Origin of the sequence: Curtobacterium sp. USHLN213, from assembly GCF_037144815.1 — a bacterium.
GTDB lineage: Bacteria > Actinomycetota > Actinomycetes > Actinomycetales > Microbacteriaceae > Curtobacterium.
Genome location: NZ_JBBCYQ010000002.1, coordinates 83,496 through 106,623, shown reverse-complemented (window position 1 = coordinate 106,623; position 23,128 = coordinate 83,496). Strand labels below are relative to the sequence as shown.

The following is a 23,128-nucleotide window of genomic DNA, read 5'->3' as shown; positions in this document are numbered from 1 at the left end:
GAGACGATCGTCGCCGTGTCGTGGACGCGCAACCACGGCCTGACGATCCGTGGCTGCGGTCGACGCCCCGGGAGAGGATGGGCGCATGATCGACCGAGCGTCCCTCGCGGACTTCCTCCGCAGCCGTCGGACGGCCCTGCAGCCCGAGGACGTCGGCCTGCCCCGGGGCCAGCGCCGTCGCACGAGCGGGCTGCGGCGCGAGGAGGCGGCGCTGCTGAGCAACATGTCCGTCGACTACTACGCGCGGCTGGAGCGGGAGCGCGGACCGCAGCCGTCCGACCAGATGCTCGCGTCGATCGCGCAGGGCCTGCGCCTCACGATCGCGGAGCGCGACCACCTCTTCCGCCTCGCCGGACACGAGCCCCCGACCGCGGCGTCCGGCGGCGACCACATCAGCCCCGGCATGATGCGCATCTTCGACCGGCTCGCGGACAGCCCGGCCGAGATCGTCACCGAGCTGGGCGAGACGCTGCAGCAGACCTCCCTCGCCGCCGAACTCACCGGTGACGCCAGCGGCCGACGGGGCGACGACCGGAGCATCGGGTACCGGTGGTTCGCCGACCCGGCGTCCCGAGACGTCCACCCGGTCGAGGACCACCCCTTCCTGTCCCGGATGTACGCCTCGGGTCTCCGCACCGTCATCGCTCGCCGCGGACCCGACTCCCGGGCCGCACACCTGGCCGAACGGCTCCTCGCCACGAGCGAGGAGTTCCGCGAGGTCTGGGCGCGCCACGAGGTCGGCATCCGCCCGCGGGATGTGAAGACCTACCGCCACCCCGAGGTCGGGCTCCTCACCCTGCAGTGCCAAGTGCTGCAGGACCCCGACAGCTCGCAGAACCTGCTCGTGTACACCGCCGAACCCGGCAGCGAGACCGCCGAGCGACTCCGGCTGCTCGCCGTGGTCGGCTCGGCGGTCGGTCGCGCCTGACCTCGGAGGTCGTCAGGCGCCGTGTGCCTCCTCGGCCACCGGCTGCCACTCGCGCCAGGTCGCCAACCGCGACTCGTAGTCACGCTCCGCGATGCCGAGCGGCGCCTTCCCGAAGAACACCCGCAGCGGCGGCTCGTCCGCGTCGACGACCTTGAGGATCGCCGACCGGGTGGCCTCCGGCTTGCCCGGGTCGGCAGCGGACGGGCGCTTGGACGCGGCCTCGCGCACGTCGGCGTAGGCGGCGATCTCCTCGCTGTGCTTCGAGGACGGACCGGACCAGTCCGTCGAGAACCCGCCGGGCTCGACGAGGGTGACGTGGATGCCGAAGCCCGCGACCTCCTGGGACAGCGACTGCGAGATGCCCTCGAGCGCCCACTTCGACGCGTGGTACGCCCCGACCGTCGGGAACGCACTGATCCCGCCGATGCTCGACACCTGGATGATGCGTCCGGACCCCTGCTCGCGCATGATCGGCAGCGCCGCCTGGGTGACCCAGAGCGCACCGAACAGGTTCGTCTCGAGCTGCGCGCGCACCTCGTCCTCGGTAAGCTCCTCGACCATGCCGAAGTGGCCGTAGCCGGCGTTGTTGACGACGACGTCGAGGGAGCCGAAGTGCTCGGCGGCACGCTGGACCGCGGCGATGTCGGCTGCACGGTCGGTGACGTCGAGCTGCAGTGCGAGGAACGTGTCCGGGTACTGGTCGACGAGGTCGTGCACGTCGTCGGGGTTGCGGGCGGTCCCGGCGACGGAGTCCCCGCGCTCGAGTGCCGCTTCCGTCCACTCGCGGCCGAAGCCCTTGGACGCGCCGGTGATGAACCAGGTCTTGCTCATGTGTCCTCCTGTTGTCTGACCGGATCAGCCAACGCCCGGGGCACGGGTGTCACCTCGACGTCCGGGGGACGCGCGCGCCGATCGGACAGCCGCCGCCGGTCAGCCGATGGAGCGGTCGATCGCGAGGAGCCCGAGCAGGAAGACGGCGATGATCGACCCGAGACCGATCGTCGGCGTCCACACCCGCCGCCGCAGTGTCGGAGCCCCCGCGGCGCCGAGGGTCCACGTCGTGATCGAGATCGCGAGCGACACGAGGGGCACGGCGATCAGCGCGGTCTCCCCGACCCCGTACGAGCACCGCATCGCGTCGACCGAGGCGCACGGCGCGTACAGCGTCTGGGCGACCAGCATCCCGAAGAACGTCGAGAAGGACGCGAACACCTCGACGAACGCGACCCCCAGTGCCCGTCCACCGCGGCGGCGGAGGCCCTGGGTCACGACCGGGTCCAGCTCCGCGTCGCGTACCAGGCGATGACGCCGAGGAACGGTGCGACGAGCAGGGCGACGAGGGAGAGGGAGGCCCCGGTCCCCATCAGGTTGTCGAGCATGCCGTGATGCTCCCAGGACGGCGACGGCGCGGACAGCCCCTCTTGGCGTGACACACCCGCCGAACGACCGTCAGGGTCGGGGCGCCGCGAACTCCAGGTTGACGTCGTCCGGGTCCTGCACGGACAGGATCACGAGCCCGAACGGCGGCAGGTCGGTCACCTCGCCGTGCTCGATCCCCGCCGCGTCGAGCCGGCCCACCGCGGCGTGCAGCCCGTCGACCGAAGCGACCCGGAACGACACGTGGTCGAGGCCGACCCGGTCGGCGTCGAACCGGTCCCCCGCCGGCGCGACCGGCCGCAGGCCCAGTGTCTGCCCGCCGAACGTGAAGGAGCACCCGCCGTAGGTCCGCCACGGGTCGTCGTGGATCGTCGGGTCGTCGATCTGGTCGCTGAAGTCGCTGCCGGGCGGCATCCCGAACAACTGCTCGTAGAAGGCCTTGCTGCGGCGGATGTCGGTGACCGTCAACCGGACGTGCGAGAACCCGAGCGGCGTGACGATGGGTTCGTTCATGCGTCCACACAACACCTCGAGGGGGTTGCGCTCGTTGATCGTGCGATCAACAATGGCGTCATGGACGTCATCACCGGCACACCGCAGCCGTCTCCCCTGCACGAGGACACCGGCCGACCCCGACGCCGCGTGCGCGTCGGCCTCGTGCAGTCCCGGTGGCTCGAGGATCCCGCGGCCCACCGTGCGCAGCTCGCGGACGGCATCGCGACGGCAGCGGCGAACGGCGCCACCGCGGTGTTCCTCCCCGAACTGACGCTCTCGCGCTACCCGGGCGACACACCCGCGACCGGTACACCGAAGGCATCGGCCGAGTCGCTCGAGGACGGCCCGACGGTCGCCTTCGCCCGCGCCCAGGCGGCGGAGCACGGGGTGTTCGTGCACGCCTCGCTGTACGAGCGTCCGGCCGCCGACGACCGGCCCGAGGACCCGCGCGGCTACAACACGGCCGTCCTCGTCGCGCCGGACGGCACGCTGGTCGGACGGACGCGCAAGACGCACATCCCGATCAGCGCCGGCTACTACGAGGACACGTACTTCCGCCCGGGTTCCGACGCCGACGCCTTCCCGGTGTACGAGCCGGCCGGACTCGGCGCCCGCGTGGGCCTGCCGACCTGCTGGGACGAGTGGTTCCCCGAGGTCGCGCGGTCGTACGGTCTCGCCGGCAGCGAGGTCCTCGCGTACCCGACGGCGATCGGGTCCGAGCCGTCGTTCCCCGCGTTCGACACCGCCCCGATCTGGCGGCAGGTCATCGTGGCGAACGGCATCACCTCGGGGCAGTTCATGGTGGTCCCGAACCGCTGGGGCGACGAGGGCGACATCACCTTCTACGGCTCGTCGTTCATCTCCGACCCGTTCGGCCGCGTCCTCGTCGAGGCACCGCGCGATGCGAGTGTCGTGCTCGTCGCGGACCTCGACCTCGACGCCCGCACGGAGTGGCTCCGGCTCTTCCCCTTCTACGTCACGCGCCGCCCGGACCTGTACGGCACGCTCGTCGCCCCCGTCGACGAGGAACGCCACGCGTACGGCGCACGCGACGCGATCGACGCGGCCATCGCCGTGGCGGCGACCCCCACCGGACGCGAGGTGCGCGCATGACCTGGGCCATGCCTCCCGAGACCGCCCCGCAGGAACGCACCTGGATGGCGTTCCCGCGGCCCGGGCTGACACTCGGCGACGACCCGGCGAGCGCCGAGGCGGCGCGTGCCGTCTGGGCGGCGACCGCGAACGCGATCAGCGAGTACCAGGCCGTCACCGTGGTCGTCGACCCGGTCGCGCGCGACGACGCCCGACGCCTCCTGTCCGGCGCCGTGGACGTGCTCGAGGCGCCCCTCGACGACTTCTGGATGCGCGACATCGGTCCGACGTTCGTGGTCGACGACGTGACCGGGGCCCGTGGCGCGGTGGACTGGGTCTTCAACGGCTGGGGCGCGAACCCGTGGTCGACCTGGACGCGCGACGCCGAGGTCGCCGCCACCGTCGCCGCGGCCGCGGGCGTGGAACGGATCCCGTCACTGCTCGTGAACGAGGGCGGCGCGATCCACGTCGACGGGACCGGACGCGTCCTCGTCACCGAGACGGTCCAGCTCGATCCCCGACGGAACCCATACGCCGACCGCGCGCGGGTGGAGCAGGAGCTGGCGCGGACGATCGGCGCGACCGACGTGGTCTGGCTGCCCCGTGGCCTGACCCGCGACTACGACGGCTTCGGCACCCGGGGGCACGTCGACATGGTGGCGACCTTCGCCGGCGCCGCGATGGACACGGTCCTGCTGCACGCCCAGCCGGACCCGGGCCACCCGGACCACCTCGTGATGCCGATCGTCCGGCGGGCGATCGAGGAGGCGACGGACGCCACCATCGTCGAGCTGCCCGCACCCGCGACGCTCGCCGACGCCGACGGACCCGTCGACTGGAACTACGTGAACCACGTGGTGGTGAACGGCGCGGTGATCGCGTGCGGGTTCGGGGAGCCGGCGGCGGACGGGCGGGCGCGGGGGATCCTCGCGGACGTGTACCCGGGGCGGGAGGTGCGGACGATCGACGCGCGCGAGGTGTTCGCGCGGGGCGGTGGGCTGCACTGCATCACGCAGCAGGAGCCTGCGGCGCGGTAGACGTCAGGCCGCCGGCGCCCCGAGCCCCACCCGCGGCTGCAACCAGTCGAGCCCCGCGGCGAGCGCCGCCCGCGCCGTCACCCAGCTGTGCCGCCCACCCGGCACCACCCACGTGGCGACGTGCATCCCCGCTGCCCGGGCCCGCCCGGCCATCACGGGCATCACGGGCCCGTAGGTGGTGTCGAGAGCCCCGGCCGCGAAGAACGCGTTCGAGCCCCGGAACGGCGCACCGGTGCGCAGCAGTGCTGCCGGCTGCGCAGCCGCCCACGCCGCGCGGTTCCCGGCGAACCCCTCGTCGACGGTCTTCGTCTCGCTGCCGAGCGTGGGCCCGTCCTCGCCGGAGACGTCGATGAGGTTGCCGAACCGCGAGGGGTCTCCCGCCCCGAGCTGGATCGCGCACGTCCCGCCCTGCGAGAACCCGCCGATGGTCCACGCGGAGGCCGCGGTCTGCACCCGCAGGTGGCTCGTCACCCACGCCGGGACGTCCTCGGTGAGGTAGGTCCGGCTGTTGCCGAGCGCCCCGTCGACGCACATCGGGTTCGCCGACCGCGGGCCGAGCTGGTCGGGGACGACGACGATCGGTGCGAGGCCACGGTCGACGGTCGCGAGCGCGTCCATCGTCTGCTCGATCGCCCCGCCGGTCTGCACGTCCTCGGGGCCGGCACCGCGGGACTGGCCGGACAGGAGCACGTCGACGGGCAGCGCCGGTGGGTCGGCGGTGAGCGCGGCCGGGGGCAGGTACAGCAGGGCCTGGCGTGCGACGAAGTGCGATCGCGTGGCCGGGATGGTCACCCGGAGCAGCCGCCCCTGCGTCGGCAGGTCGGCCGGTGCGGTCCACGTCCTCGCCAGGTCGACGCTCGCCGGCGCGGGAGTGGACCCGGGTGCCTCGGCAGCGGGGATGCCGCCGGCCGCGGTCGCGAACGGGGCGTGCGCGGAGGGGCGGACGCTCGGCACGGTCGTCGCGCGGGCCGTGGAGGCGCGGCTCGGCTCCGCGACGACGGCCCGCCCGCCAGCGGCGGAGCCCGTCCCACCCGCACCGGTCGCGTGGGCGACACCCCACCCACCGGCCGCGCCGAGCGCGAGGCCGACCACCAGCCCGGCGGCGAGCAGTCCTCGTGTCCGTGTCATCGGTCGTCCTCGTCCGTCGACGTCCGGCCCGGTGCCGGTCGTGCCGAGCCGATCGTAGGGAGCCGTGCCGGGAGTGCGCCCGCGGTTCCGGCACCGTGGCTGAGCATCTTCCCGGCCTGTCCCAGGCTCCGGTCGGCAAGCGACACCGCGTACATCCCTGCCTCGCATCGTGTACTCCGTGGCGGGTCCGACGCTGCCCGCGGCGTCGGTATCGTCAGCGGATCGGTCCACCCGATCAGGTCCGCGCACCGCCGCGCGGACCCCGGCCCCCGCAGCTCCGGCTGCGAGCAGGAGGAACTCCCCATGGCGTCACCGACCATCGTCACCGCCCCGCCCGGCACCGCGCGCGGTGGGTCCCTGAAGCGGAGTCTCGGGCTGTGGGCGATCGTCGGACTCGGCCTCGGGTACATGACGCCGACCGTGGTGTTCGACACCTTCGGCATCGTCTCCGGTGAGACGAACGGCGCCGTGCCGAGTGCGTACCTGATCGCCCTCGTGATCATGCTCCTGACGGCGATCAGCTACGGGAAGATGGTCCGCGTCTACCCGGCCGCGGGTTCGGCCTACACGTACGTGCGGGAGTCGATCCACCCGAACGCCGGCTTCATGGTCGGCTGGGCGTCCCTGCTCGACTACCTGCTGCTCCCGATGGTGAACGCGCTCATCATCCGTCTGTACCTCGAGCAGGTCTTCCCGGCACTGCCCGCGTGGGTGACGGTGGTCGTCTACACGCTGTTCGTCACGACGGTGATCTGCCTGTCGATGCGCGGGACGTCGAACCTCAACATGGTCCTGCTCATCGGGGCGGTCCTCGCGATGATCGCGTTCGTCGTCTTCGCCGTGATCGAGCTCGTCGAGGGTGCCGGTGCCGGCACGGTGGTCAGCGCCGAGCCCTTCGTGCACGACGGCGTGACGATGTCGGCGCTCCTCACCGGGGCGACCGTCGTGTGCTTCTCGTTCATCGGGTTCGACGCGGTGACGATGTACACGGAGGAGGCGAAGAGCATCCGCATCATGCCGAAGGCGATCCTGCTGACCGTCCTCATCGGCGGGCTCATCTTCCTCGTCTCGGCGTACTTCGCCCAGCTCCGCTTCCCGACCAACGCCCCGTTCGGCGAGTTCACCGACGACCCGCTGCCCCAGATCGGGCTGCTCGTCGGCGGCAGGGTGTTCCAGGCAATCCTCGTCGCCGCCGGGTTCGTCGCCGCGCTCGCCTCGGGCTTGGCCTCGCACGCCAGCGTCGCCCGCATGCTGCTCGTGATGGGCCGCAACAACGTCCTGCCGAAGAAGGTCTTCGGCTACGTGAGCCCGAGGACCCGCACGCCCATCCCGAACGTCGTCATCGTCGGGGCGGTCACCCTGCTCGCGATGACGTTCTCGCTCGACACCATCTCGGCGTACATCAACTTCGGCGCCCTCATCGCGTTCACGTTCGTCAACCTGACGGTCATCGTGCACTTCGCCTGGCGCGAGGGCCGCCGGCACACCGCCCGTGACCGCTTCGCCTTCATCGTCCTCCCCGGGGTCGCGATGCTGCTGACCGGTGTTCTCTGGTCTCAGCTGCACGCCGACGCCCTCATCGCCGGCGGCGTCTGGGCCGCGATCGGCTTCGTGTACCTGCTGGTGATCACGAAGGGGTTCCGGATCCAGCCGAAGGGCTTCGACGAGAACCAGCCCGTCACCGGCGTCAACAAGCAGCTGACCGACCAGGTCTGAACCACACAGGAGACACGATGAACGACACGGCCACCGTCTACGCGGTCACCGACCCGGCCACCGGCCAGACCCTCGCCACGTTCCCGACGATCACCGACGACGAGCTCCGCGCGGCGATCGACACCGCCGACCGCACGCACGCCCAGTGGTCGCGCACGAGCACCGTCGCCGACCGCGCCGCGCTGCTGCACCGCGTCGCCGAGCTGTACCGGGAGCGTCGGGACGACCTCGCCGCGACGATCGTCCGCGAGATGGCGAAGCCGATCGACCAGGCCGTGGGCGAGGTCGACTTCTGCGCCGACATCTACGACTACTACGCGGACCACGCCGAGGAGTTCCTCGCCGACCAGCCGATCACCCTGGCGGACGGCAGCGAGGGCAGCGCGTTCATCCGGAAGTCCTCGATCGGCGTCCTGCTCGGCATCATGCCGTGGAACTTCCCCGCGTACCAGATCGCCCGGTTCGCCGGTCCGAACCTCGTCATCGGCAACACCGTCCTCCTCAAGCACGCCCCGCAGTGCCCGGAGTCCGCACTCGCGATCGAGCAGGTCTTCCACGACGCAGGCTTCCCCGAGGGCGCGTACACGAACGTCTTCGCCACGAACGACCAGGCAGCCGACGTCATCGCCGACCCGCGCGTCCAGGGCGTCTCCCTCACCGGCTCCGCACGCGCCGGTGCCGCCGTCGCCGAGATCGCCGGCCGCAACCTCACCAAGGTCGTCCTCGAGCTCGGCGGCTCGGACCCGTTCGTCCTGCTGTCGACCGACGACCTCGACGCCGTGGTCGAATCCGCCGTCGCCACCCGCCTCGAGGGCAACGGCCAGGTCTGCAACGCCGCGAAGCGCTTCCTCGTCGCCGACCACCTGTACGACGACTTCCTGGCGAAGTTCACCGACGCGATGGCCGCGGTCTCGCCGACCGACCCGACCACGCCCGGTGCCGAACTCGGTCCGCTGTCCTCCCCCGCCGCTGCCGACCGGCTGCAGGAGCAGCTCGCGGCCGCGACCGCCCAGGGCGCCACCGTCGTCACCGGCGGCCAGCGCCAGGGGAACGCCTTCACCCCGACGATCCTGACCGGCGTCACGCCCGACAACGACGCGTACCGCGAGGAGTTCTTCGGCCCCGTCGCCGCCGTCTACCGGGTCGAGGACGAGGACGCCGCGATCACGATCGCGAACGACACCCCGTACGGCCTCGGCTCGTACCTCTTCACGACCGACGCCGAGCAGGCACTGCGCGTCGCCGATCGCATCGAGGCCGGGATGGTCTACGTGAACATCGTCGGCGCGGACAGCCCGGAGCTCCCCTTCGGCGGCGTCAAGGCGAGCGGCTTCGGCCGCGAGCTCGGCCCCCTCGGGGCCGACGAGTTCGTCAACAAGAAGCTGATCCGCATCGGCGGCTGACGCCCGCGACCCGGCCCACGGGCGGACGGGAGGCGCGGTGCCGGCTGGCACCGCGCCTCCCGTCCGTTATATAAGCGGGTGTATAGTCGTGGTCTGCACGCACGGAAGGAGCGGACACGATGACCGTCACGACGATCGACCTCGACCAGGCGGTGCTCGACACCGCCAAGGAGCTCACGGGCGCACGCACGAACCGCGACGTCGTGAACCGCGCGCTGCAGACGCTCATCGCGGTGCGGCGCCAGCCCGACGCCGTCGAGCGGATCGTGGGCCGGACGTTCACCGACGAACAGACGGGTGCCCCCGTCGAGCACTACTCCGCACCGGGAGTGCCCTCGGACGAGGCGTGAGCGCGTACATCGTCGACAACTCGGTGTGGTGGAAGGCCGGGCGTCATCCCGCCATCGCGACACGACTCCGTGCGGTGTCGACGCAGGACCTCATCCTCACGTGCCCGCCGCAGGTGCTCGAGTACTGCTTCTCCGCACGCGATGCGGCTGAGCACGCGGAGTTCCGACGCGACATGGAGGTGTTCTTCCCCGCCGAGGAGCACCCGAGCGCAGCCGACGTCCTCACGCTGCAGAGTGCGCTGTGGAACGGCGGGTACGTCCGTGGCGCCGGAGCGGTCGACTCGCTGATCGCCGCGTACGCGATCGCGAACGAGGCGATCGTGCTCACGGCTGACCGCGACTACGACCACATCGCTGCCGTCGTGCCGGACTTCCGGCACGAGTACCTGCCGGAGCGGTGAGCGGGCGCGACCGCACTGCTCCCGCATGACGGGAGGGCGGGGGCCCCGCCGCCCCCGCGCCTCCCGTCCGTCCCCCGGTCTAGACCAATGCCGTGAACGACGCGTCGCGCACCAGCACCGTCGACGCGTCGTCGCCGACGGCCTGGTCCGGGTCGCTCGACAGCCCGAGGGACCAGCGCCCGCCACCCGGCTTCTCCGGCAGGGTGAACTCGACGGTGGTCTCCGACGCGTTGAGCAGCACCGCCACGGTGTCGTCGCCCTGCTGCAGGACGAGCATGACCGCCCGGTTGCCGCCGTCCGCCCAGTCGGCGTCGTCGAACCCCTTCGCGTCGGCACGGAGCACGTCGACCGTGGACGCCGAGTCGCCCGGGGCCGTGCGGTACCACTCGGGACGCAGGGACACGTGGTCGCGGCGGAACGCGATCGCCTCGGTCGTGAAGGCGAGCAGGTCCCGGTCGGCCGCGGCCCAGTCGAACCACGAGATCTCGTCGTCCTGGCAGTAGGCGTTGTTGTTGCCGCCCTGCGACCGGGCGATCTCGTCGCCGCCGAGGATCATCGGCACGCCCGCCGACAGCAGCAGCATGCCGAGGAAGTTGCGGCGCTGCCGGTTCCGGTAGTCGTTCACCACGCCGTCGTCGGTCGGACCCTCGACACCGCCGTTGAACGAGGTGTTGTCGCTCTCGCCGTCGTTGTTGTCCTCGCCGTTCGCCTCGTTGTGCTTCTCGGCGTACATCGTCAGGTCTGCCAGGGTGAAACCGTCGTGGGCGGTGACGAAGTCGACCGAGCACAGCGGCGAACGACGGGAGCCCTCGTAGACGTCCGGGCTGCCGAGCACCCGCTGCACGGCGTCACCGAGGGTGCCCGCATCGCCGCGCCAGAACGCGCGCAGGTCGTCGCGGTACTTGCCGTTCCACTCCGACCAGTCCGCCGGGAAGCCGCCGACCTGGTAGCCGGCGGTGTCCCACGGCTCGGCGATCATCTTCACCTCGCGGAGCACAGGGTCCTGGTGGATGATGTCGAGGAACGCCGAGTGCTTCTCCGCCTCGCCGCCCTGACGGGTCAGCGTCGTCGCGAGGTCGAAGCGGAAGCCGTCGACGTGCATCTCCTCGACCCAGTACCGGAGCGAGTCCATGATGAGACCGAGCGCCGCGGGGTGCGACACGTTGAGGCTGTTGCCCGTGCCGGTCGTGTCGAAGTAGTTCGCCTCGTCGCCCTCGACCAGGCGGTAGTACGACTCGTTGTCGATGCCCTTGAACGAGAGCGTCGGGCCCATGTGGTTGCCCTCGGCCGTGTGGTTGTAGACGACGTCCATGATGACCTCGAGGCCGGCGGCGTGCAGGGCCTGCACCATCGCCTTGAACTCGGCGACCTGCTGGCCGGCGGTGCCGGACGACGAGTACTCGTCGTGCGGGGCGAAGAACCCGATGCTGTTGTAGCCCCAGTAGTTGCGGAGACCCTTGTCGGCGAGGGTCGAGTCCTGCACGAACTGGTGCGTCGGCAGCAGCTCGACGGCCGTCACGCCGAGGTCGGTGAGGTGCTTGATCGCCGCCGGGTGCGCGAGTCCGGCGTACGTGCCGCGGATCTCCTCGGGCACGTCCGGGTGCTGCTTCGTGAAGCCCTTGACGTGGACCTCGTACACGACCGTGTCGGCGAGCGCCGTGCGGGGCCGCTCGTCGTCGCCCCAGTCGAAGTCGCGGTCGGCGACGACGGACTTCGGCATCGCGGCGGCCGAGTCGGTCTCGTCGATCTGCTCGGGGTGCTGCATGTCGTGGCCGAACAGCGCCTGGCCCCACTCGTACGTGCCGTCGACGGCGGTGGCGTACGGGTCGAGCAGCAGCTTCGCCGGGTTGTGGCGGAGGCCCTTCGCCGGGTCCCATGCGCCGTGGACGCGGAAGGCGTAGCGGGTCCCCACGGTCACGTCCGGGACGACGTCGTGGAAGGTGTAGCCGGTGCGGTTCGTGAGCTCGGTGCGGTGTTCGGTGCCGTCCTCGTCGAACCGGCAGAACTCGACGCGCTCGGCGGTGCTGGAGAAGAGAGCGACGTTCGCGCCGCCGTCGACGAGTGTCACGCCGAGCGGGGTGCGGGAAGAAGTGGTCATGTCGTCGTTCTACCGGTCGGCGACTGTGTCCCCGGCTCGCCGACGTACCCCGTCGCCGAGCGTGGTGCGCAGCGCAACTCCGGTCCTAGGATCGCCACGTGACCACCGGTGTCCCGCGCTCCCGCCCCGTCCTCGTGACCGCTGCCGTCGTGCTGTGGCTCGTGCTGTTCGCGTGCGACCTGGTCACACGACTCGTGGACCTGCCCGGAACGGTGTCGTCCGGTGGCCCCTTGGCCCTCGTGCCGGTCGCCATCGGCTTGGCAATCCTCGGATGGTTCGTGTTCGGTGCACTGCGCGTCGGCCGTGGCTCCGGACGCGCGCGGTTCTGGATGGCGGTGCTCGGTGTGGTCGGAGCCATCGGCGCCCTCCTGCCGCCGTACGGACTCACCACCGCGAACGGTGTACTGGGTGCCGTCGCCGCGTTCCTGCCGTACCTGCCCGCTGCTCGCGGGTACTTCCCGCCACGCCAGCGCCCTGCTGCCCGGGTCGCGCAGCCACGGGTGGTCGGTTGGGACCCGGACACCGGCGAGCCCATCCGCGCCGCCGACTGACGAGGGCGCGGACCAGACCGCGCTACTGCGGGTCGACCGGCTCGCCGCCCGAGTCGTGGTCGCTGTCCTGCTCCGGGTCCTTCGTGGCGTCGCCCGAGGGCGAGCCGTCCGGCAGGTCCTCGGTGTACTGCCGCTCGGCGTCGGTGGGGTCGCTGGTTCCGCTGGTGTCGCTGGTGTCGCTCATGTCCCGGACCGTACGCGCGCTGCGTCCGGTGTCCGTCCAGGACGGGCGTCGGTCAGCGGACGAGCCGCACGGTGGAGCCGATCGGGCCGAAGCTCGACGTGGCGCCGTCCGGAGCGAATCCGTTCCGTCGGTAGAAGGCGTGCGCACGCGGGTTGTCCTCGGCGACCCACAGCGATGCCGGACGGTCACCGAGGACCGCGTCGAGGAGCGCTTGACCGCTGCCGTCGCCGTGGGCGCGCCCGAGCACGTACAGCATCGTGAGTTCCTCGGGTCGGACGGCGTCGGGCTCGGTCGTCGCCTCCACCGCGGCGAAGCCGACGATCCCGTCAGCGCCGTCGGCCACCACGGTCGCGAACGTCCCCTGGGCGAGGTTCGCGCGCCACATGTCGAGTCGCCGTCCCAGGTCGAACCACGGGTCGGTGTCCGGGTCGGCCACGAACCGGCCGTAGGTCTGGCGCCACGACGTGGTGTGCACCCTGGCGATGCCCTCGGCGTCGGCGGCGGTCGCCGGGCGGATCACCACGGCCTCGTCGTGCGGGTCTCCCATGAGACGACCGTACCGGCCGCGCAGGGAGGCCGACCCGGACCGTAGGCTCGCCTCGTGCACCGACGCATCCGCTTCGCCCGGCCCGAGGACGCTCCCGCGGTCGAGCAGATCGAGAACGAGGCCGACCGGCTGTTCGACGACCGCTTCCGTCCGGAGACGTGGCCTCCGGCACCGACCGGCACCGAGCGGCTCGCCGAGCCGGGCTTCCTGCTGGTCGTCGAGGGCGACGACGGCGGGCCGGCGGGCTTCGTCCACGTGCTCGAGCGGGACGGCGTCTGCCACCTGGAGCAGCTCTCGGTGGCGCCCGGGCACGCGCGGCAGGGTCTCGGTCGAGCGCTGGTCGAGGCGGCGAAGGACGAGGCCCGAGCGCGCGGTCACGAGGCCATCACACTCCGGACCTACGCGGACGTGCCTTGGAACGCTCCCTTCTACGCGACCGCCGGGTTCGTCGAGCAAGCACCGTCGACGCCGTTCGACGACGGGCTGGTGGTGACCGAGGCACGGCTCGGGCTCGACCGGTACGGTCGCCGCGTCCAGATGGTCGCCTCCCTGACGGAGGCGGACGCCCTGGACCCGCACCGATGACGGACGGGAGGCGCGGTGCCAGCCCGCACCGCGCCTCCCGTCCGTCTCGGCGTGGGTCTACTGCACCGCCGGCTGCGGCAACGAGGCGAGGATCTCGGCCGCCGCTTCGCGGCCCATCCGCACCGCCCCGTCCACGTGCTGGTACCCGTGCCCGGCGAGGTCGCTCGACGCGAACCGGATCGGGCCGACGGCAGCGCGCTGGTCGGCGCCGTACCGGACGAGGCCGCCCAGGTCGAAGCTCGCCGCGTAGGCGCCACGGGTCCACTCCTCGGTACCCCAGTCGCTCTCGTAGTAGACGACCGGCCGGCGCGCCTCGTCGCCGTAGTAGTGCGCGAGCGAGTCGAGCACCCGGGCCTTGCGCTCCTCGGCGGAGAGGGCGAAGACGTCGTCGGCGTGCTGGTCGGACACGAACCCGACGAGCGTGCCCTGCTCCTGCCCGTACGAGGTGTTGTCGTACGCCTCGTGCACGAGCTCGTACGGGCTGAACGCGGTGCCGGACAGGCCGGCGCCGCGCCAGAACGGCCGGTCGTAGACGGCGTGCACCTTGATGACGAACCCCATCGACAGGTGCTGGTGCAGCTGGTGCTGGCGACGCGGCAGCGGCGGCTCGTACGAGATGCGGGAGTACAGGGGCGGCGGGACGGCCACGAGTGCCTGGCGGGCACGGACCTCGATGCCGCCGTCGGCGAGCGCTGTGACGCCCTCGTCGTCCCAGCGCAGGGTGCGCACCGGGGCGTTCAGGTGGACGTCCGCACCGAGCCGGGCGGCGAGCCGCTCGGACACCTGCTGCATGCCGCCGACGACGCGCTTGTCGAGGATGAAGTCGGCGTCGACGAGGTTCGAGAAGCTCCCGGCCGAGGCGGCCATGAGCAGGGCCTGCAGCGCCGAGAAGGCGTGTGCGGGCTTGGTCAGCATGGCGCCGGCGATGAAGAGCTCGACGTTGTCGGTCGCGACCCGGTCGTCGCTCAGCGTGTGCAGCCAGGCGCGGAACGAGGTCTCGTCGAGCGCGGCGGCGTGGGGCGCTTCCCAGGGGCGTGCCGGGTCGACCGTCGCCACGTACTCGTCGACGACGGCGACGAGCCGTTCGATCTCGGCGGCGGTGGCCTCCGGCAGCGGGAAGATGTCGCCGGTGTACTCGGTGCGGGTGCCGTGCTCGTCGATGTAGACGCTGGAGCCCTCGCGGTAGCGGTCGTACGTCTCGAGTCCGAGTTCGTCGAGGGTCTCGAGCAGGGCGGTCTGGTCCGGGGAGACCCACTGGCCGCCGATCTCGAGGGTGACGCCCTCGATGTCGTTCGTCCACGTGCGGCCACCGACGCGGTCGCGGGCCTCGAGCACGGCCACGCGCTTCCCCTCGGCGACGAGGCGGTTCGCGGCGATGAGGCCGGTGACCCCGGCGCCGATGACGACGACGTCCTTCTCGATGGTCATCGCTGCGCTCCCTTCGTGCGCCCGAACGGGTCGGGCGTCAGCGTGTACATGGTCTCGAGGTACTCGGCGATGCCCTCGCCGCCGCCCTCGCGTCCGAGGCCGGACTGCTTGACCCCGCCGAACGGTGCCGACGCGTTCGAGACGACGCCGGTGTTGAGCCCCAGCATGCCCGTCTCGAGCCGTTCCGTGAGGCGCTGTCCGCGCGCGGGGTCCTCGGTGAACGCGTAGCCGACGAGCCCGTACTCGGTGTCGTTCGCCGCCGCGACGGCCTCGTCCTCGGTCGAGAACGTCCGGATCGCCAGGACGGGTCCGAAGATCTCGTCGCGGAGCAGGTCGCTGCCGGGCTGCACGTCGGTGATCACGGTGGGCGCGTAGAACGTGCCGGGGCCGTCGACGGGGTGGCCGCCGGTCCGGAGGGTCGCACCGCGGTCGAGGGCGTCGGTGACGAGCCGGTGCGCCTTGTCGACGGCGCGCTGGTCGATGAGCGGGCCGATGGCGACGCCGTCCTCGGTCCCGCGGCCGACGGACATGGCCGCGACGCGGTCGGTGAGCCGACTGGCGAACTCCTCGGCGACGTCCTCGTGCACGAGGAACCGGTTGGCCGCGGTGCACGCCTGCCCGGTGTTCCGGAACTTCGCGGCGAGCGCCCCCTCGACGGCGAGGTCGAGGTCCGCGTCGGCGAACACGAGGAACGGGGCGTTGCCGCCGAGCTCCATGCTCGTCCGCAGCACGTTCTGCGCCGCCTGGGCGAGGAGGGTCCGGCCCACCGGCGTCGATCCCGTGAACGAGAGCTTCCGGAGTCGCGGGTCGGCGATGATCGGCTCGGACAGCGCACCGGCGTGCGTGGTCGGCACGACGTTGACGACCCCGGCCGGAACGCCCGCCTCGACCAGCAGATCGGCGAACAGCAGGGTGGTGAGCGGGGTGAGCTCGGCGGGCTTCACGACGACCGTGCACCCGGCGGCGAGCGCGGGGGCGACCTTGCGGGTGGCCATCGCGAGGGGGAAGTTCCACGGGGTGATGAGGAACGCCGGGCCGACGGGCTTGTGGCTGACGATCGCACGGCCGGTGCCCTCGGGGTTGGTGCCGTAGGAGCCGCCGATGCGGACGGCCTCCTCGGAGAACCAGCGGAGGAACTCACCGCCGTAGGTGACCTCGCCGTTCGCCTCGGCGAGCGGCTTCCCCATCTCCAGCGTCATGAGGAGGGCGAAGTCGGCGCGGCGCTCCTGGAGCAGGTCGAAGGCGCGGCGCAGGACCTCGGCTCGCTCGCGCGGCGGGGTCGTCGCCCAGCCGTGCTTCGCCGCTTCGGCGGCGTCGAGGGCCGCGACGCCGTCTTCGGGGGTTGCGTCGGCGATCTCGAGGAGCGTCTCGCCGGTGGCGGGGTCGACGACGCCGAACGTGCCGCCGTCGGCCGCCGGTCGCCAGGTGCCGTCGACCAGGAGGCCCGTGGGGACCTTCGCGAGCAGCTCGCGTTCGGCGTCGGTGCGCTGGGTGACTCGCTGGGTGGTCTGCTGGCTGGTCTGCTGGGTGTCGGTCATGCTGCTGCGAGTCCTTCCAGGACGATGTCGAGCCCCTCGTGGAGCAGGTCGTCGTCGATCGCGAGCGGGGGGAGGAAGCGGAGGACGTTGCCGTACGTCCCCGCGGTGAGGGCGATCACGCCGTGCTCGTACGCGTACCGTACGACCCGTCCGGTGAGCGCGGCGTCGGGTTCCCCGGTCGCCGCGTCGACGAGTTCGATCGCGATCATGGCGCCGCGGCCGCGGACGTCGCCGATGCGGGGGTCGGTCGCCTGTGCGGCGCGGAGTCGTCCGAGCAGCACGTCGCCGATCTCGGCAGCGCGCTCGACCAGGCCGTCGTGCTCGAAGGCGTGGATCGCGGCGAGTGCTGCGGCGCACGCGACGGGGTTGCCGCCGTACGTGCCGCCGAGGCCGCCGACGTGGGCGGAGTCCATGATCTCGGCGCGCCCGGTGACGGCGGAGAGCGGCATCCCGCCGGCCATGCCCTTGGCGGTGGTGACGATGTCGGGGACGATGCCCTCGTGCTCGCTCGCGAACATGGCGCCGGTGCGCGCGAACCCGGTCTGCACCTCGTCGGCGATGAACACGACGTCGTTCGCGGTGGTCCACTCCGAGAGCGCGGCGAGGAACCCGGGTGCCGGGACGACGAAGCCGCCCTCGCCCTGGATCGGCTCGACGAGCACCGCGGCGGTGTTCTCCGCGCCGACCTGCTTCTCGATCTGGCTGATCGCGCGCCTCGCCGCCTCGGCACCGGACAGTCCGCCGTCGCGGAACGGGTACGACATCGGGACGCGGTAGACCTCGGGCGCGAAGGGACCGAAGCCGTTCTTGTACGGCTGGTTCTTCGCGGTGAGCGCCATCGTGAGGTTCGTCCGCCCGTGGTAGGCGTGGTCGAACACCACGATCGCCTGCCGACCGGTGTGCTTGCGGGCGATCTTCACCGCGTTCTCGACGGCCTCGGCGCCGGAGTTGAAGAGCGCGCTCCGCTTCTCGTGGTCGCCGGGGGTGAGCCGGTTGAGCGCCTCGGCGACCTCGACGTACCCGTCGTAGGCGGCGATGGTGAAGCAGGTGTGCGTGAACGCCTGGACCTGCTGCTGCACGGCGTCGACCACGCCCGGGTGCGCGTTGCCGACGCTCGTCACGGCGATGCCGGAGCCGAGGTCGACGAACGAGTTGCCGTCGGCGTCGACGACCACGCCCCCACCGGCCGCGACGACGGCGATCGGCACCGCGACCCCGACGCCGGACGCCACGGCGGCGGCCTTGCGTTCGAAGAGCGCTCGGGAGCGGGGGCCCGGCACCTCCGTGACGAGCCGCCGTTCCTGGGGCAGCGAGGGGCCGCCCGCGGCGGCGCTGGTCGAGGGTGCGACGGTGGAGGACATGCCGCGATCGTAGGAGCCACTCCCCTGCGGCACCGCTGTCCACCGTGTACACCGGCGGCCACCTCGATCGACGCAGCGGATAGGGTGCACCCATGCCCGCGACCCTGCGCTCCCTGCTCCACCGCGCCGACCTGCGGCTCCGGCTCCTGACGGCCACCGACGCAGCCCTCGATGCGCCGCTGTCCTGGTTGCACAGCTCCGACCTCGAGGACCCGACGCCGTTCCTCGCCGACGGGCAGGGGCTGCTCACCACCGGCACGCAGTTCGGCGACGACTCCGAGGTCACGGCGGCGGTCGCGGACGCCTACGTCGCCCGACTGCTGCGCCGGGGCGTCGTCGCGCTCGGCTTCGGGGACGAGGTCGTGCGCACCGGTACCCCGCCGCAGCTCGTCGACGCCTGCACGGAACAGGGACTCGCACTCTTCGAGGTCCCGTACGAGACCTCCTTCATCGCCGTCGCGCAGGCGAACGCGGACGCCGTCGCCCGTGACGCCAACGCCCGCAACGCCTGGGCCCTCGCCGCGCAGCGGGCCATCTCGCTCGCGGCCATGCGCCCCGACGGCCTCGGGGCGACCATCGCCGAGCTGTCCCGGCAGCTCGACGGGTGGGTCGGCCTCTTCGACGTCTCCGGGCGACTCGACCGCGGTCACCCGGCCGACGGTGTCCCCGCCGAGGACCTCGAGGTGCTCCGGACCGAGGCGCTCCGGCTCCTCCGAGCCGGCCAGCGGGCGAGCCTGCCCGTGACGACCGAACACCGCACCGGGTTCTCGCTGCAGACCCTCGGCAGCGGCGGCCACCTCAGCGGCGTGCTCGCCATCGCGAACGGCGGCGCGCTCGACCGGGCCGGCCGCGAGGTCGTCACCGCCGTGATCGCCCTGGCCGGACTCGCACTGCAGCAGAACCGCGAACTCGCCCGTGCGCGCGGGCTCCTCCGCACCGGGCTCCTCACGATGCTGTCGGTGGGCGACCCCGCCGTCGTGGACACGACCTCGCGCGAGGTGTGGGGACCGCTGCCGGCCGAACCCGTCCGGATCGCCGCCGTCGACGTCCCCGACCAGGACCTCGACACCGTGGTCGACTGGCTCGAGCTGTGGGTGCAGGACCGCCCCGGCCGGCTCTTCTTCGCGGCGGACGACGAGCTGTTCCTCTGCGTCGGCGCGGAGGACACCGCGATCGTCGAGGAACTCGTGGACCGCTTCGACCTGCACGCCGGGCTCTCCGACGGCGCTTCGTACCGGTACTTCGGCCGTGCGCGGACCGAGGCGGTGCAGGCACTCGACCGCCGGCGCGAGGGGCGACCCGGCACCACCGAGTTCGGCGACCTCGCCCGCGAGGGGGTGCTCGCCCACCTCGCCCACGTGGACGTCGACGCCGGTGCCGTCGCCCGCGCGTTCCTCGCTCCCCTGCTCGACCACGACCGGACGGCCGGCACCGAGCTGACCCGCACCGTGCGGACCTGGCTCGAGCAGAACTGCGAGTACGACCGCACCGCCCAGGCACTCGGCATCCACCGGCACACCGCCCGCGCGCGGGTCGAGCACGCGGGACGGCTGCTCGAACGGGACCTGTCGGTGTTCGCCACCCGCGCCGACCTCTGGGCGGCGTTCGTCGTCGAGGGCGCGTGAGGCGCGCCTAGGCTGGCGTCGTGCCGACCCCTCCGACCCGCCGGCGCCTGAGCCCGGCCGAGCGGGAGGCCCAGATCGCCGACGCGGCCGTCGCCGTCGCCCGCGCCGAGGGCCTCGCCGCCGTGACCCTGCGTGGTGTGGCCGCTGCGATCGGCGTGGCGCCCTCGCTCGTGGCGCACTACCGCCCGGTGATGGAGGACCTCGTCGGCGACACGTTCCGCACCGTCGCGAGCGCCGAGGTGGCCGAGGTCCGCCGGATCGTGCACGAACGGTCCGACCCGACCGCTCGCCTGGGGACCCTGCTGGCCTGCATCGCCGACCCCACCCGGGACGACGTCGCCGCGCTCTGGGCCGACGCGTGGAGCCTCGGCCGGACCAACGGTGCGCTCGCCACCGCCGCGCGCGACGTCATGGACGACTGGCAGGCGCTCGCGACCGGGGTGGTCCGCGACGGCGTCCGCGACGGGGTCATGCGCACCGACGACCCGGACGCGGTCGGCCGGCTGCTGTTCGCGCTCGTGGACGCCACGAACGGGTACGCCCTCGTGGACTACCTCGACCGGCCGACGCGCGAGGGCCTCGTCCGCACGACGATCGCGCACGCCGTCGGACTGGACGCCGCTGCCCTCAGCGCTGCAGGGCCACCCACTGCAGGAGCATGATCGTCTTGCCGTCGGCGATGCGCCCGTCCGCGACCATCGCCAGGGCCTCGTCCAACGGGAGCTCGAGCACCTCGATGTCCTCGCCCTCGTCCTCCAGCCCGCCGCCGGTGTGCACGAGGTCGGCGGGCGTGTAGGCACCGACGTACCCGTGCACGCGCTCGGTCACGGACCCGGGGCTCATGAACGCGTCGAACACCTTCGTGAGGGTGCCGAGCCGGATGCCGAGCTCCTCCGCCGCCTCGCGCCGCACGGCCGTCTCCGGGTCGTCCTCGTCGAGGAGCCCCGCTGCCGCCTCGACGAGCATCCCGTCCGGGTGGCCGTTGACGTAGGCGGGCCAGCGGAACTGCCGGGTGAGCAGCACGGTGTCGCGCTCGGGGTCGTGGGGCAGCACGGCAGCACCGTTGCCGCGGTCGTAGGTCTCGCGCTGCTGCCGGTCCCAACGACCGTCACGGCGCCGGACGTCGAGCGTCGTCCGGCGGAGCACGTGCCAGCCGTCCGACACGACCTCGACGTCACGGACGACCACGTCCGGGTTGCGGTCGAGGTCGCGGCCGACGGCGTCGAGCCCGGTGCGACCACGGGCGTCCGGGACGGTGGTACCGGGTCGGGGGTCGGTCGTGCGCGCGTCGTCCACGTCGTCACGCTAGCGTCCCGCCGGCGCGGGCAGGCCGCCGGTACGATCGTCACGCCGCACCAGGGAGCGGCGGGGACGGGGAGCACATGACGACGACGGACGACCTGCGACGTTCCCGACCGACCCCGCCTCCGGTCGTCCGGACGGCGGTCGTCCTCTGGGCCGTCTGGCTGGTCGTCGGCGTCGTCTCCACCGTCGTCGTCTCGGCGTCCGGGTCGGGACTGACCGGGGTCGGCGGCGTCCTCGCGCTCGTGCTGTCGTTCGTCGTCTGGGCCGCCGTCGCCGCTCCGACGATCCTGGTGCTCCGTGGCTCCGCGGTGGCCCGGATCGTGCTCGTGGCGATCGCCGCGCTCCGTGCCGTCCTGAGCATCACCGACGGGGGCCTGTCCACCGCGCTGATCCTGGTGTCGGTCGTCGCCGCGGTGCTGCTCTTCCTGCCCAGCGCACGCCCGTTCTTCCGGCGCGCCGACGGTGCCGAGCCGAGCCGCGCCTCCAGGCCGACGGATCCCGACCGCCCGCGGAACTGACGCCGCTGCGGAACGCGAAGAGGCCCCCGGATCTCTCCGGGGGCCTCTTGCGTTGTCTGGTGCGCGAGGGGGGACTTGAACCCCCACGCCGTTTCCAGCACACGGACCTGAACCGTGCGCGTCTACCAATTCCGCCACTCGCGCCAGCCCGAGAACACTACCACGCACAGACGCTGCCAGACGCCAACCACTACCATGCAGAGGTCGACGACCGAGAACACTGGAGACCCATGGGCCTGTTGGACAGCTTCGAGCGAGGGCTGGAGCGCGCCGTGAACGGCGCGTTCGCGAAGACCTTCCGCTCCGGCGTGCAGCCCGTCGAGATCTCGAGCGCCCTCCGCCGCGAGCTCGACACCAAGGCAGCCGTCGTCTCCCGCGAACGCATCCTCGTGCCGAACGAGTTCACGGTGCGACTCGCGCCGCCGGACTACACGCGCATGAACGACATCGGTCGGCCGCTCGTCGACGAGCTCTCGCAGATGGTGCAGCAGCACGCGGTCGCGCAGAACTACTCCTTCTCCGGACCGGTCACGATCCGCCTGCAGCAGGACGGCACCCTCTCCACCGGGATCCTGCAGATCGACTCGACGACGGTGCAGCGCGACGTCGCCTGGGTCGCGGTGCTCGACATCGGTTCGCAGCGGCACAAGCTGCAGCGTGGTCGCACCGTGATCGGTCGCGGGACGGACGCCGACATCACCGTCGCCGACACCGGCACGAGCCGCAAGCACGTCGAGGTCATCTGGGACGGCACGCACGCCCAGGCCAACGACCTCGGGTCGACGAACGGCTCGAAACTGAACGGTGAGCGCTTCCAGCAGGCCATCGTGGAGCCGGATTCCACGATCGAGATCGGTCGTACCCGTATGGTGTTCCGGGTGATACCCGAGAACGACGGAGGTACCAGGTGACCACAGGGCTGACCCTGCTCGTCCTGCGCTTCGCGTTCCTCGCGGTGCTCTGGCTGTTCGTGTTCGTGATCGTCTTCGCCCTGCGGAGCGATCTGTTCGGCCAGCGCGTGCGCACGATCCCCACCGATCCGAAGGCCGGTGCGTCGGGTCCGACGACCCCCGCGGTGCCGGCAGCAGCGGCCCCCGCCGCAGCGTCGGCCGGTGCCTTCACGGACCTCATCGGTCAAGCGACGGGGGCGCAGCAGTCCGCCACGCCGGCTGCGACCCGCCTCGTGATCACCGAGGGCTCGCGCGAGGGCATGGAGATGCCGCTCGGTGGCGGCCCGATCACGATCGGCCGGTCGAGCGAGTCCAACGTCGTCATCCGCGACGACTACACGTCCACCAACCACGCCCGCCTCGACCTCCGGGCCGACGGCTGGCTCCTCACCGACCTCGAGTCCACGAACGGCACGTTCGTCAACGGTCAGAAGGTGACCGTTCCCGTGATCATCGCGGAGCGGACGCCGATCACGATCGGGACGACGACGTTCGAGCTGCGGCGGTAACC

The 23,128-nt window shown here is 72.1% G+C and carries 25 protein-coding genes and 1 tRNA gene; 14 read left to right on the top strand and 12 right to left on the bottom strand.

What is annotated here, in order from left to right; translation table 11 throughout:
- Window positions 1-85 precede the first annotated feature (85 nt).
- The gene (locus WFH25_RS03065; protein WP_336696768.1) at window positions 86-928 is read left to right on the top strand and encodes a helix-turn-helix transcriptional regulator; all 843 of its coding nucleotides are present in this window, start codon (window positions 86-88) and stop codon (window positions 926-928) included.
- 12 nt (window positions 929-940) lie between these two features.
- Here WFH25_RS03065 and WFH25_RS03060 read toward each other — a convergent pair whose 3' ends face one another.
- The 3 genes from WFH25_RS03060 to WFH25_RS03050 all read right to left on the bottom strand — a co-directional run bounded on the left by WFH25_RS03060 (window position 941) and on the right by WFH25_RS03050 (window position 2,818).
- Window positions 941-1,759: an SDR family oxidoreductase gene (locus WFH25_RS03060; RefSeq protein ID WP_336696767.1), complete on the bottom strand. Its 819-nt coding sequence runs from the start codon at window positions 1,757-1,759 to the stop codon at window positions 941-943.
- Between the two features lie 99 nt (window positions 1,760-1,858).
- Window positions 1,859-2,197 (bottom strand): hypothetical protein, encoded by a 339-nt coding sequence (locus WFH25_RS03055; protein ID WP_336696766.1) that lies wholly within the window; start codon window positions 2,195-2,197, stop codon window positions 1,859-1,861.
- A gap of 180 nt (window positions 2,198-2,377) precedes the next feature.
- Window positions 2,378-2,818, bottom strand: coding sequence for a VOC family protein (locus WFH25_RS03050; protein WP_336696765.1), 441 nt, complete (start codon window positions 2,816-2,818; stop codon window positions 2,378-2,380).
- A 60-nt stretch (window positions 2,819-2,878) separates the two neighbouring features.
- Between WFH25_RS03050 and WFH25_RS03045 the strand changes: the two genes are divergently transcribed.
- Both WFH25_RS03045 and WFH25_RS03040 read left to right on the top strand, forming a co-directional pair.
- The gene (locus WFH25_RS03045; RefSeq protein ID WP_336696764.1) at window positions 2,879-3,913 is read left to right on the top strand and encodes a nitrilase-related carbon-nitrogen hydrolase; all 1,035 of its coding nucleotides are present in this window, start codon (window positions 2,879-2,881) and stop codon (window positions 3,911-3,913) included.
- Window positions 3,910-4,929 carry an agmatine deiminase family protein gene (locus WFH25_RS03040; RefSeq protein WP_336696763.1) on the top strand — a complete coding sequence of 340 codons (1,020 nt, stop codon included), beginning with the start codon at window positions 3,910-3,912 and terminating at the stop codon, window positions 4,927-4,929. Before WFH25_RS03045 ends, WFH25_RS03040 begins: the two co-directional genes overlap by 4 nt.
- 3 nt (window positions 4,930-4,932) lie before the next feature.
- Here the strand turns inward: WFH25_RS03040 and WFH25_RS03035 are convergent, their stop codons facing one another.
- The gene (locus WFH25_RS03035) at window positions 4,933-6,057 is read right to left on the bottom strand and encodes an alpha/beta hydrolase (RefSeq protein ID WP_336696762.1); all 1,125 of its coding nucleotides are present in this window, start codon (window positions 6,055-6,057) and stop codon (window positions 4,933-4,935) included.
- A 303-nt stretch (window positions 6,058-6,360) separates the two neighbouring features.
- Between WFH25_RS03035 and WFH25_RS03030 the strand changes: the two genes are divergently transcribed.
- From WFH25_RS03030 to WFH25_RS03015, 4 genes are all read left to right on the top strand, one after another.
- Window positions 6,361-7,773 carry an APC family permease gene (locus WFH25_RS03030; protein WP_336696761.1) on the top strand — a complete coding sequence of 471 codons (1,413 nt, stop codon included), beginning with the start codon at window positions 6,361-6,363 and terminating at the stop codon, window positions 7,771-7,773.
- A 17-nt stretch (window positions 7,774-7,790) separates the two neighbouring features.
- Window positions 7,791-9,176: an NAD-dependent succinate-semialdehyde dehydrogenase gene (locus WFH25_RS03025; RefSeq protein WP_336696760.1), complete on the top strand. Its 1,386-nt coding sequence runs from the start codon at window positions 7,791-7,793 to the stop codon at window positions 9,174-9,176.
- A gap of 119 nt (window positions 9,177-9,295) precedes the next feature.
- Entirely contained in the window at window positions 9,296-9,526 is a 231-nt protein-coding gene (locus tag WFH25_RS03020; RefSeq protein WP_261645853.1) for a type II toxin-antitoxin system VapB family antitoxin, read from the top strand.
- Window positions 9,523-9,927, top strand: coding sequence for a PIN domain-containing protein (locus tag WFH25_RS03015; protein WP_309777681.1), 405 nt, complete (start codon window positions 9,523-9,525; stop codon window positions 9,925-9,927). The genes WFH25_RS03020 and WFH25_RS03015 overlap by 4 nt, the downstream gene beginning before the upstream one ends.
- A gap of 79 nt (window positions 9,928-10,006) precedes the next feature.
- On the opposite strand, the gene glgX is transcribed toward WFH25_RS03015, so the two are convergent.
- Entirely contained in the window at window positions 10,007-12,025 is a 2,019-nt protein-coding gene (gene glgX / locus WFH25_RS03010; protein WP_336696759.1) for a glycogen debranching protein GlgX, read from the bottom strand.
- 98 nt (window positions 12,026-12,123) lie between these two features.
- Here glgX and WFH25_RS03005 point away from each other — a divergent pair, with 98 nt between their 5' ends.
- The gene (locus tag WFH25_RS03005; RefSeq protein WP_336696758.1) at window positions 12,124-12,576 is read left to right on the top strand and encodes a hypothetical protein; all 453 of its coding nucleotides are present in this window, start codon (window positions 12,124-12,126) and stop codon (window positions 12,574-12,576) included.
- 22 nt (window positions 12,577-12,598) lie between these two features.
- On the opposite strand, the gene WFH25_RS03000 is transcribed toward WFH25_RS03005, so the two are convergent.
- Together WFH25_RS03000 and WFH25_RS02995 are read right to left on the bottom strand one after the other, a co-directional pair.
- Complete coding sequence (locus WFH25_RS03000; protein WP_336696757.1) at window positions 12,599-12,760, bottom strand: hypothetical protein; 162 nt, start codon at window positions 12,758-12,760, stop codon at window positions 12,599-12,601.
- 52 nt (window positions 12,761-12,812) lie between these two features.
- A complete protein-coding gene (locus tag WFH25_RS02995; protein ID WP_336696756.1) occupies window positions 12,813-13,307 on the bottom strand; it encodes a GNAT family N-acetyltransferase in 495 nt (164 codons plus the stop codon).
- A 54-nt stretch (window positions 13,308-13,361) separates the two neighbouring features.
- Between WFH25_RS02995 and WFH25_RS02990 the strand changes: the two genes are divergently transcribed.
- A complete protein-coding gene (locus WFH25_RS02990; protein ID WP_336696755.1) occupies window positions 13,362-13,892 on the top strand; it encodes a GNAT family N-acetyltransferase in 531 nt (176 codons plus the stop codon).
- A 57-nt stretch (window positions 13,893-13,949) separates the two neighbouring features.
- Here WFH25_RS02990 and WFH25_RS02985 read toward each other — a convergent pair whose 3' ends face one another.
- Genes WFH25_RS02985 through gabT form a run of 3 tightly spaced genes read right to left on the bottom strand, consistent with a single transcriptional unit; the run spans window position 13,950 to window position 18,219 of the window.
- Complete coding sequence (locus WFH25_RS02985; RefSeq protein ID WP_309777661.1) at window positions 13,950-15,320, bottom strand: flavin monoamine oxidase family protein; 1,371 nt, start codon at window positions 15,318-15,320, stop codon at window positions 13,950-13,952.
- Window positions 15,317-16,858 (bottom strand): NAD-dependent succinate-semialdehyde dehydrogenase, encoded by a 1,542-nt coding sequence (locus tag WFH25_RS02980; RefSeq protein WP_336696754.1) that lies wholly within the window; start codon window positions 16,856-16,858, stop codon window positions 15,317-15,319. Before WFH25_RS02980 ends, WFH25_RS02985 begins: the two co-directional genes overlap by 4 nt.
- Complete coding sequence (gabT, locus tag WFH25_RS02975) at window positions 16,855-18,219, bottom strand: 4-aminobutyrate--2-oxoglutarate transaminase (RefSeq protein ID WP_336696753.1); 1,365 nt, start codon at window positions 18,217-18,219, stop codon at window positions 16,855-16,857. Before gabT ends, WFH25_RS02980 begins: the two co-directional genes overlap by 4 nt.
- Before the next feature lie 92 nt (window positions 18,220-18,311).
- On the opposite strand from gabT, the gene WFH25_RS02970 reads away from it, so the two are divergent.
- A complete protein-coding gene (locus WFH25_RS02970) occupies window positions 18,312-19,844 on the top strand; it encodes a PucR family transcriptional regulator (protein WP_336696752.1) in 1,533 nt (510 codons plus the stop codon).
- A 20-nt stretch (window positions 19,845-19,864) separates the two neighbouring features.
- Window positions 19,865-20,506 (top strand): TetR family transcriptional regulator C-terminal domain-containing protein, encoded by a 642-nt coding sequence (locus WFH25_RS02965; protein ID WP_336696751.1) that lies wholly within the window; start codon window positions 19,865-19,867, stop codon window positions 20,504-20,506.
- On the opposite strand, the gene WFH25_RS02960 is transcribed toward WFH25_RS02965, so the two are convergent.
- Window positions 20,472-21,140: an NUDIX domain-containing protein gene (locus WFH25_RS02960; RefSeq protein WP_336696750.1), complete on the bottom strand. Its 669-nt coding sequence runs from the start codon at window positions 21,138-21,140 to the stop codon at window positions 20,472-20,474. The genes WFH25_RS02965 and WFH25_RS02960 overlap by 35 nt on opposite strands.
- 86 nt (window positions 21,141-21,226) lie before the next feature.
- Here WFH25_RS02960 and WFH25_RS02955 point away from each other — a divergent pair, with 86 nt between their 5' ends.
- Window positions 21,227-21,667: a hypothetical protein gene (locus WFH25_RS02955; protein ID WP_336696749.1), complete on the top strand. Its 441-nt coding sequence runs from the start codon at window positions 21,227-21,229 to the stop codon at window positions 21,665-21,667.
- Between the two features lie 57 nt (window positions 21,668-21,724).
- Here the strand turns inward: WFH25_RS02955 and WFH25_RS02950 are convergent.
- Window positions 21,725-21,811 (bottom strand) — tRNA-Leu (locus WFH25_RS02950).
- Window positions 21,812-21,897: 86 nt separating this feature from the next.
- Between WFH25_RS02950 and WFH25_RS02945 the strand changes: the two genes are divergently transcribed.
- Window positions 21,898-22,578 carry a DUF3662 and FHA domain-containing protein gene (locus tag WFH25_RS02945; RefSeq protein WP_336696748.1) on the top strand — a complete coding sequence of 227 codons (681 nt, stop codon included), beginning with the start codon at window positions 21,898-21,900 and terminating at the stop codon, window positions 22,576-22,578.
- Entirely contained in the window at window positions 22,575-23,126 is a 552-nt protein-coding gene (locus WFH25_RS02940) for an FHA domain-containing protein FhaB/FipA (RefSeq protein ID WP_070417452.1), read from the top strand. Before WFH25_RS02945 ends, WFH25_RS02940 begins: the two co-directional genes overlap by 4 nt.
- The last annotated feature ends 2 nt before the right edge of the window (window positions 23,127-23,128 follow it).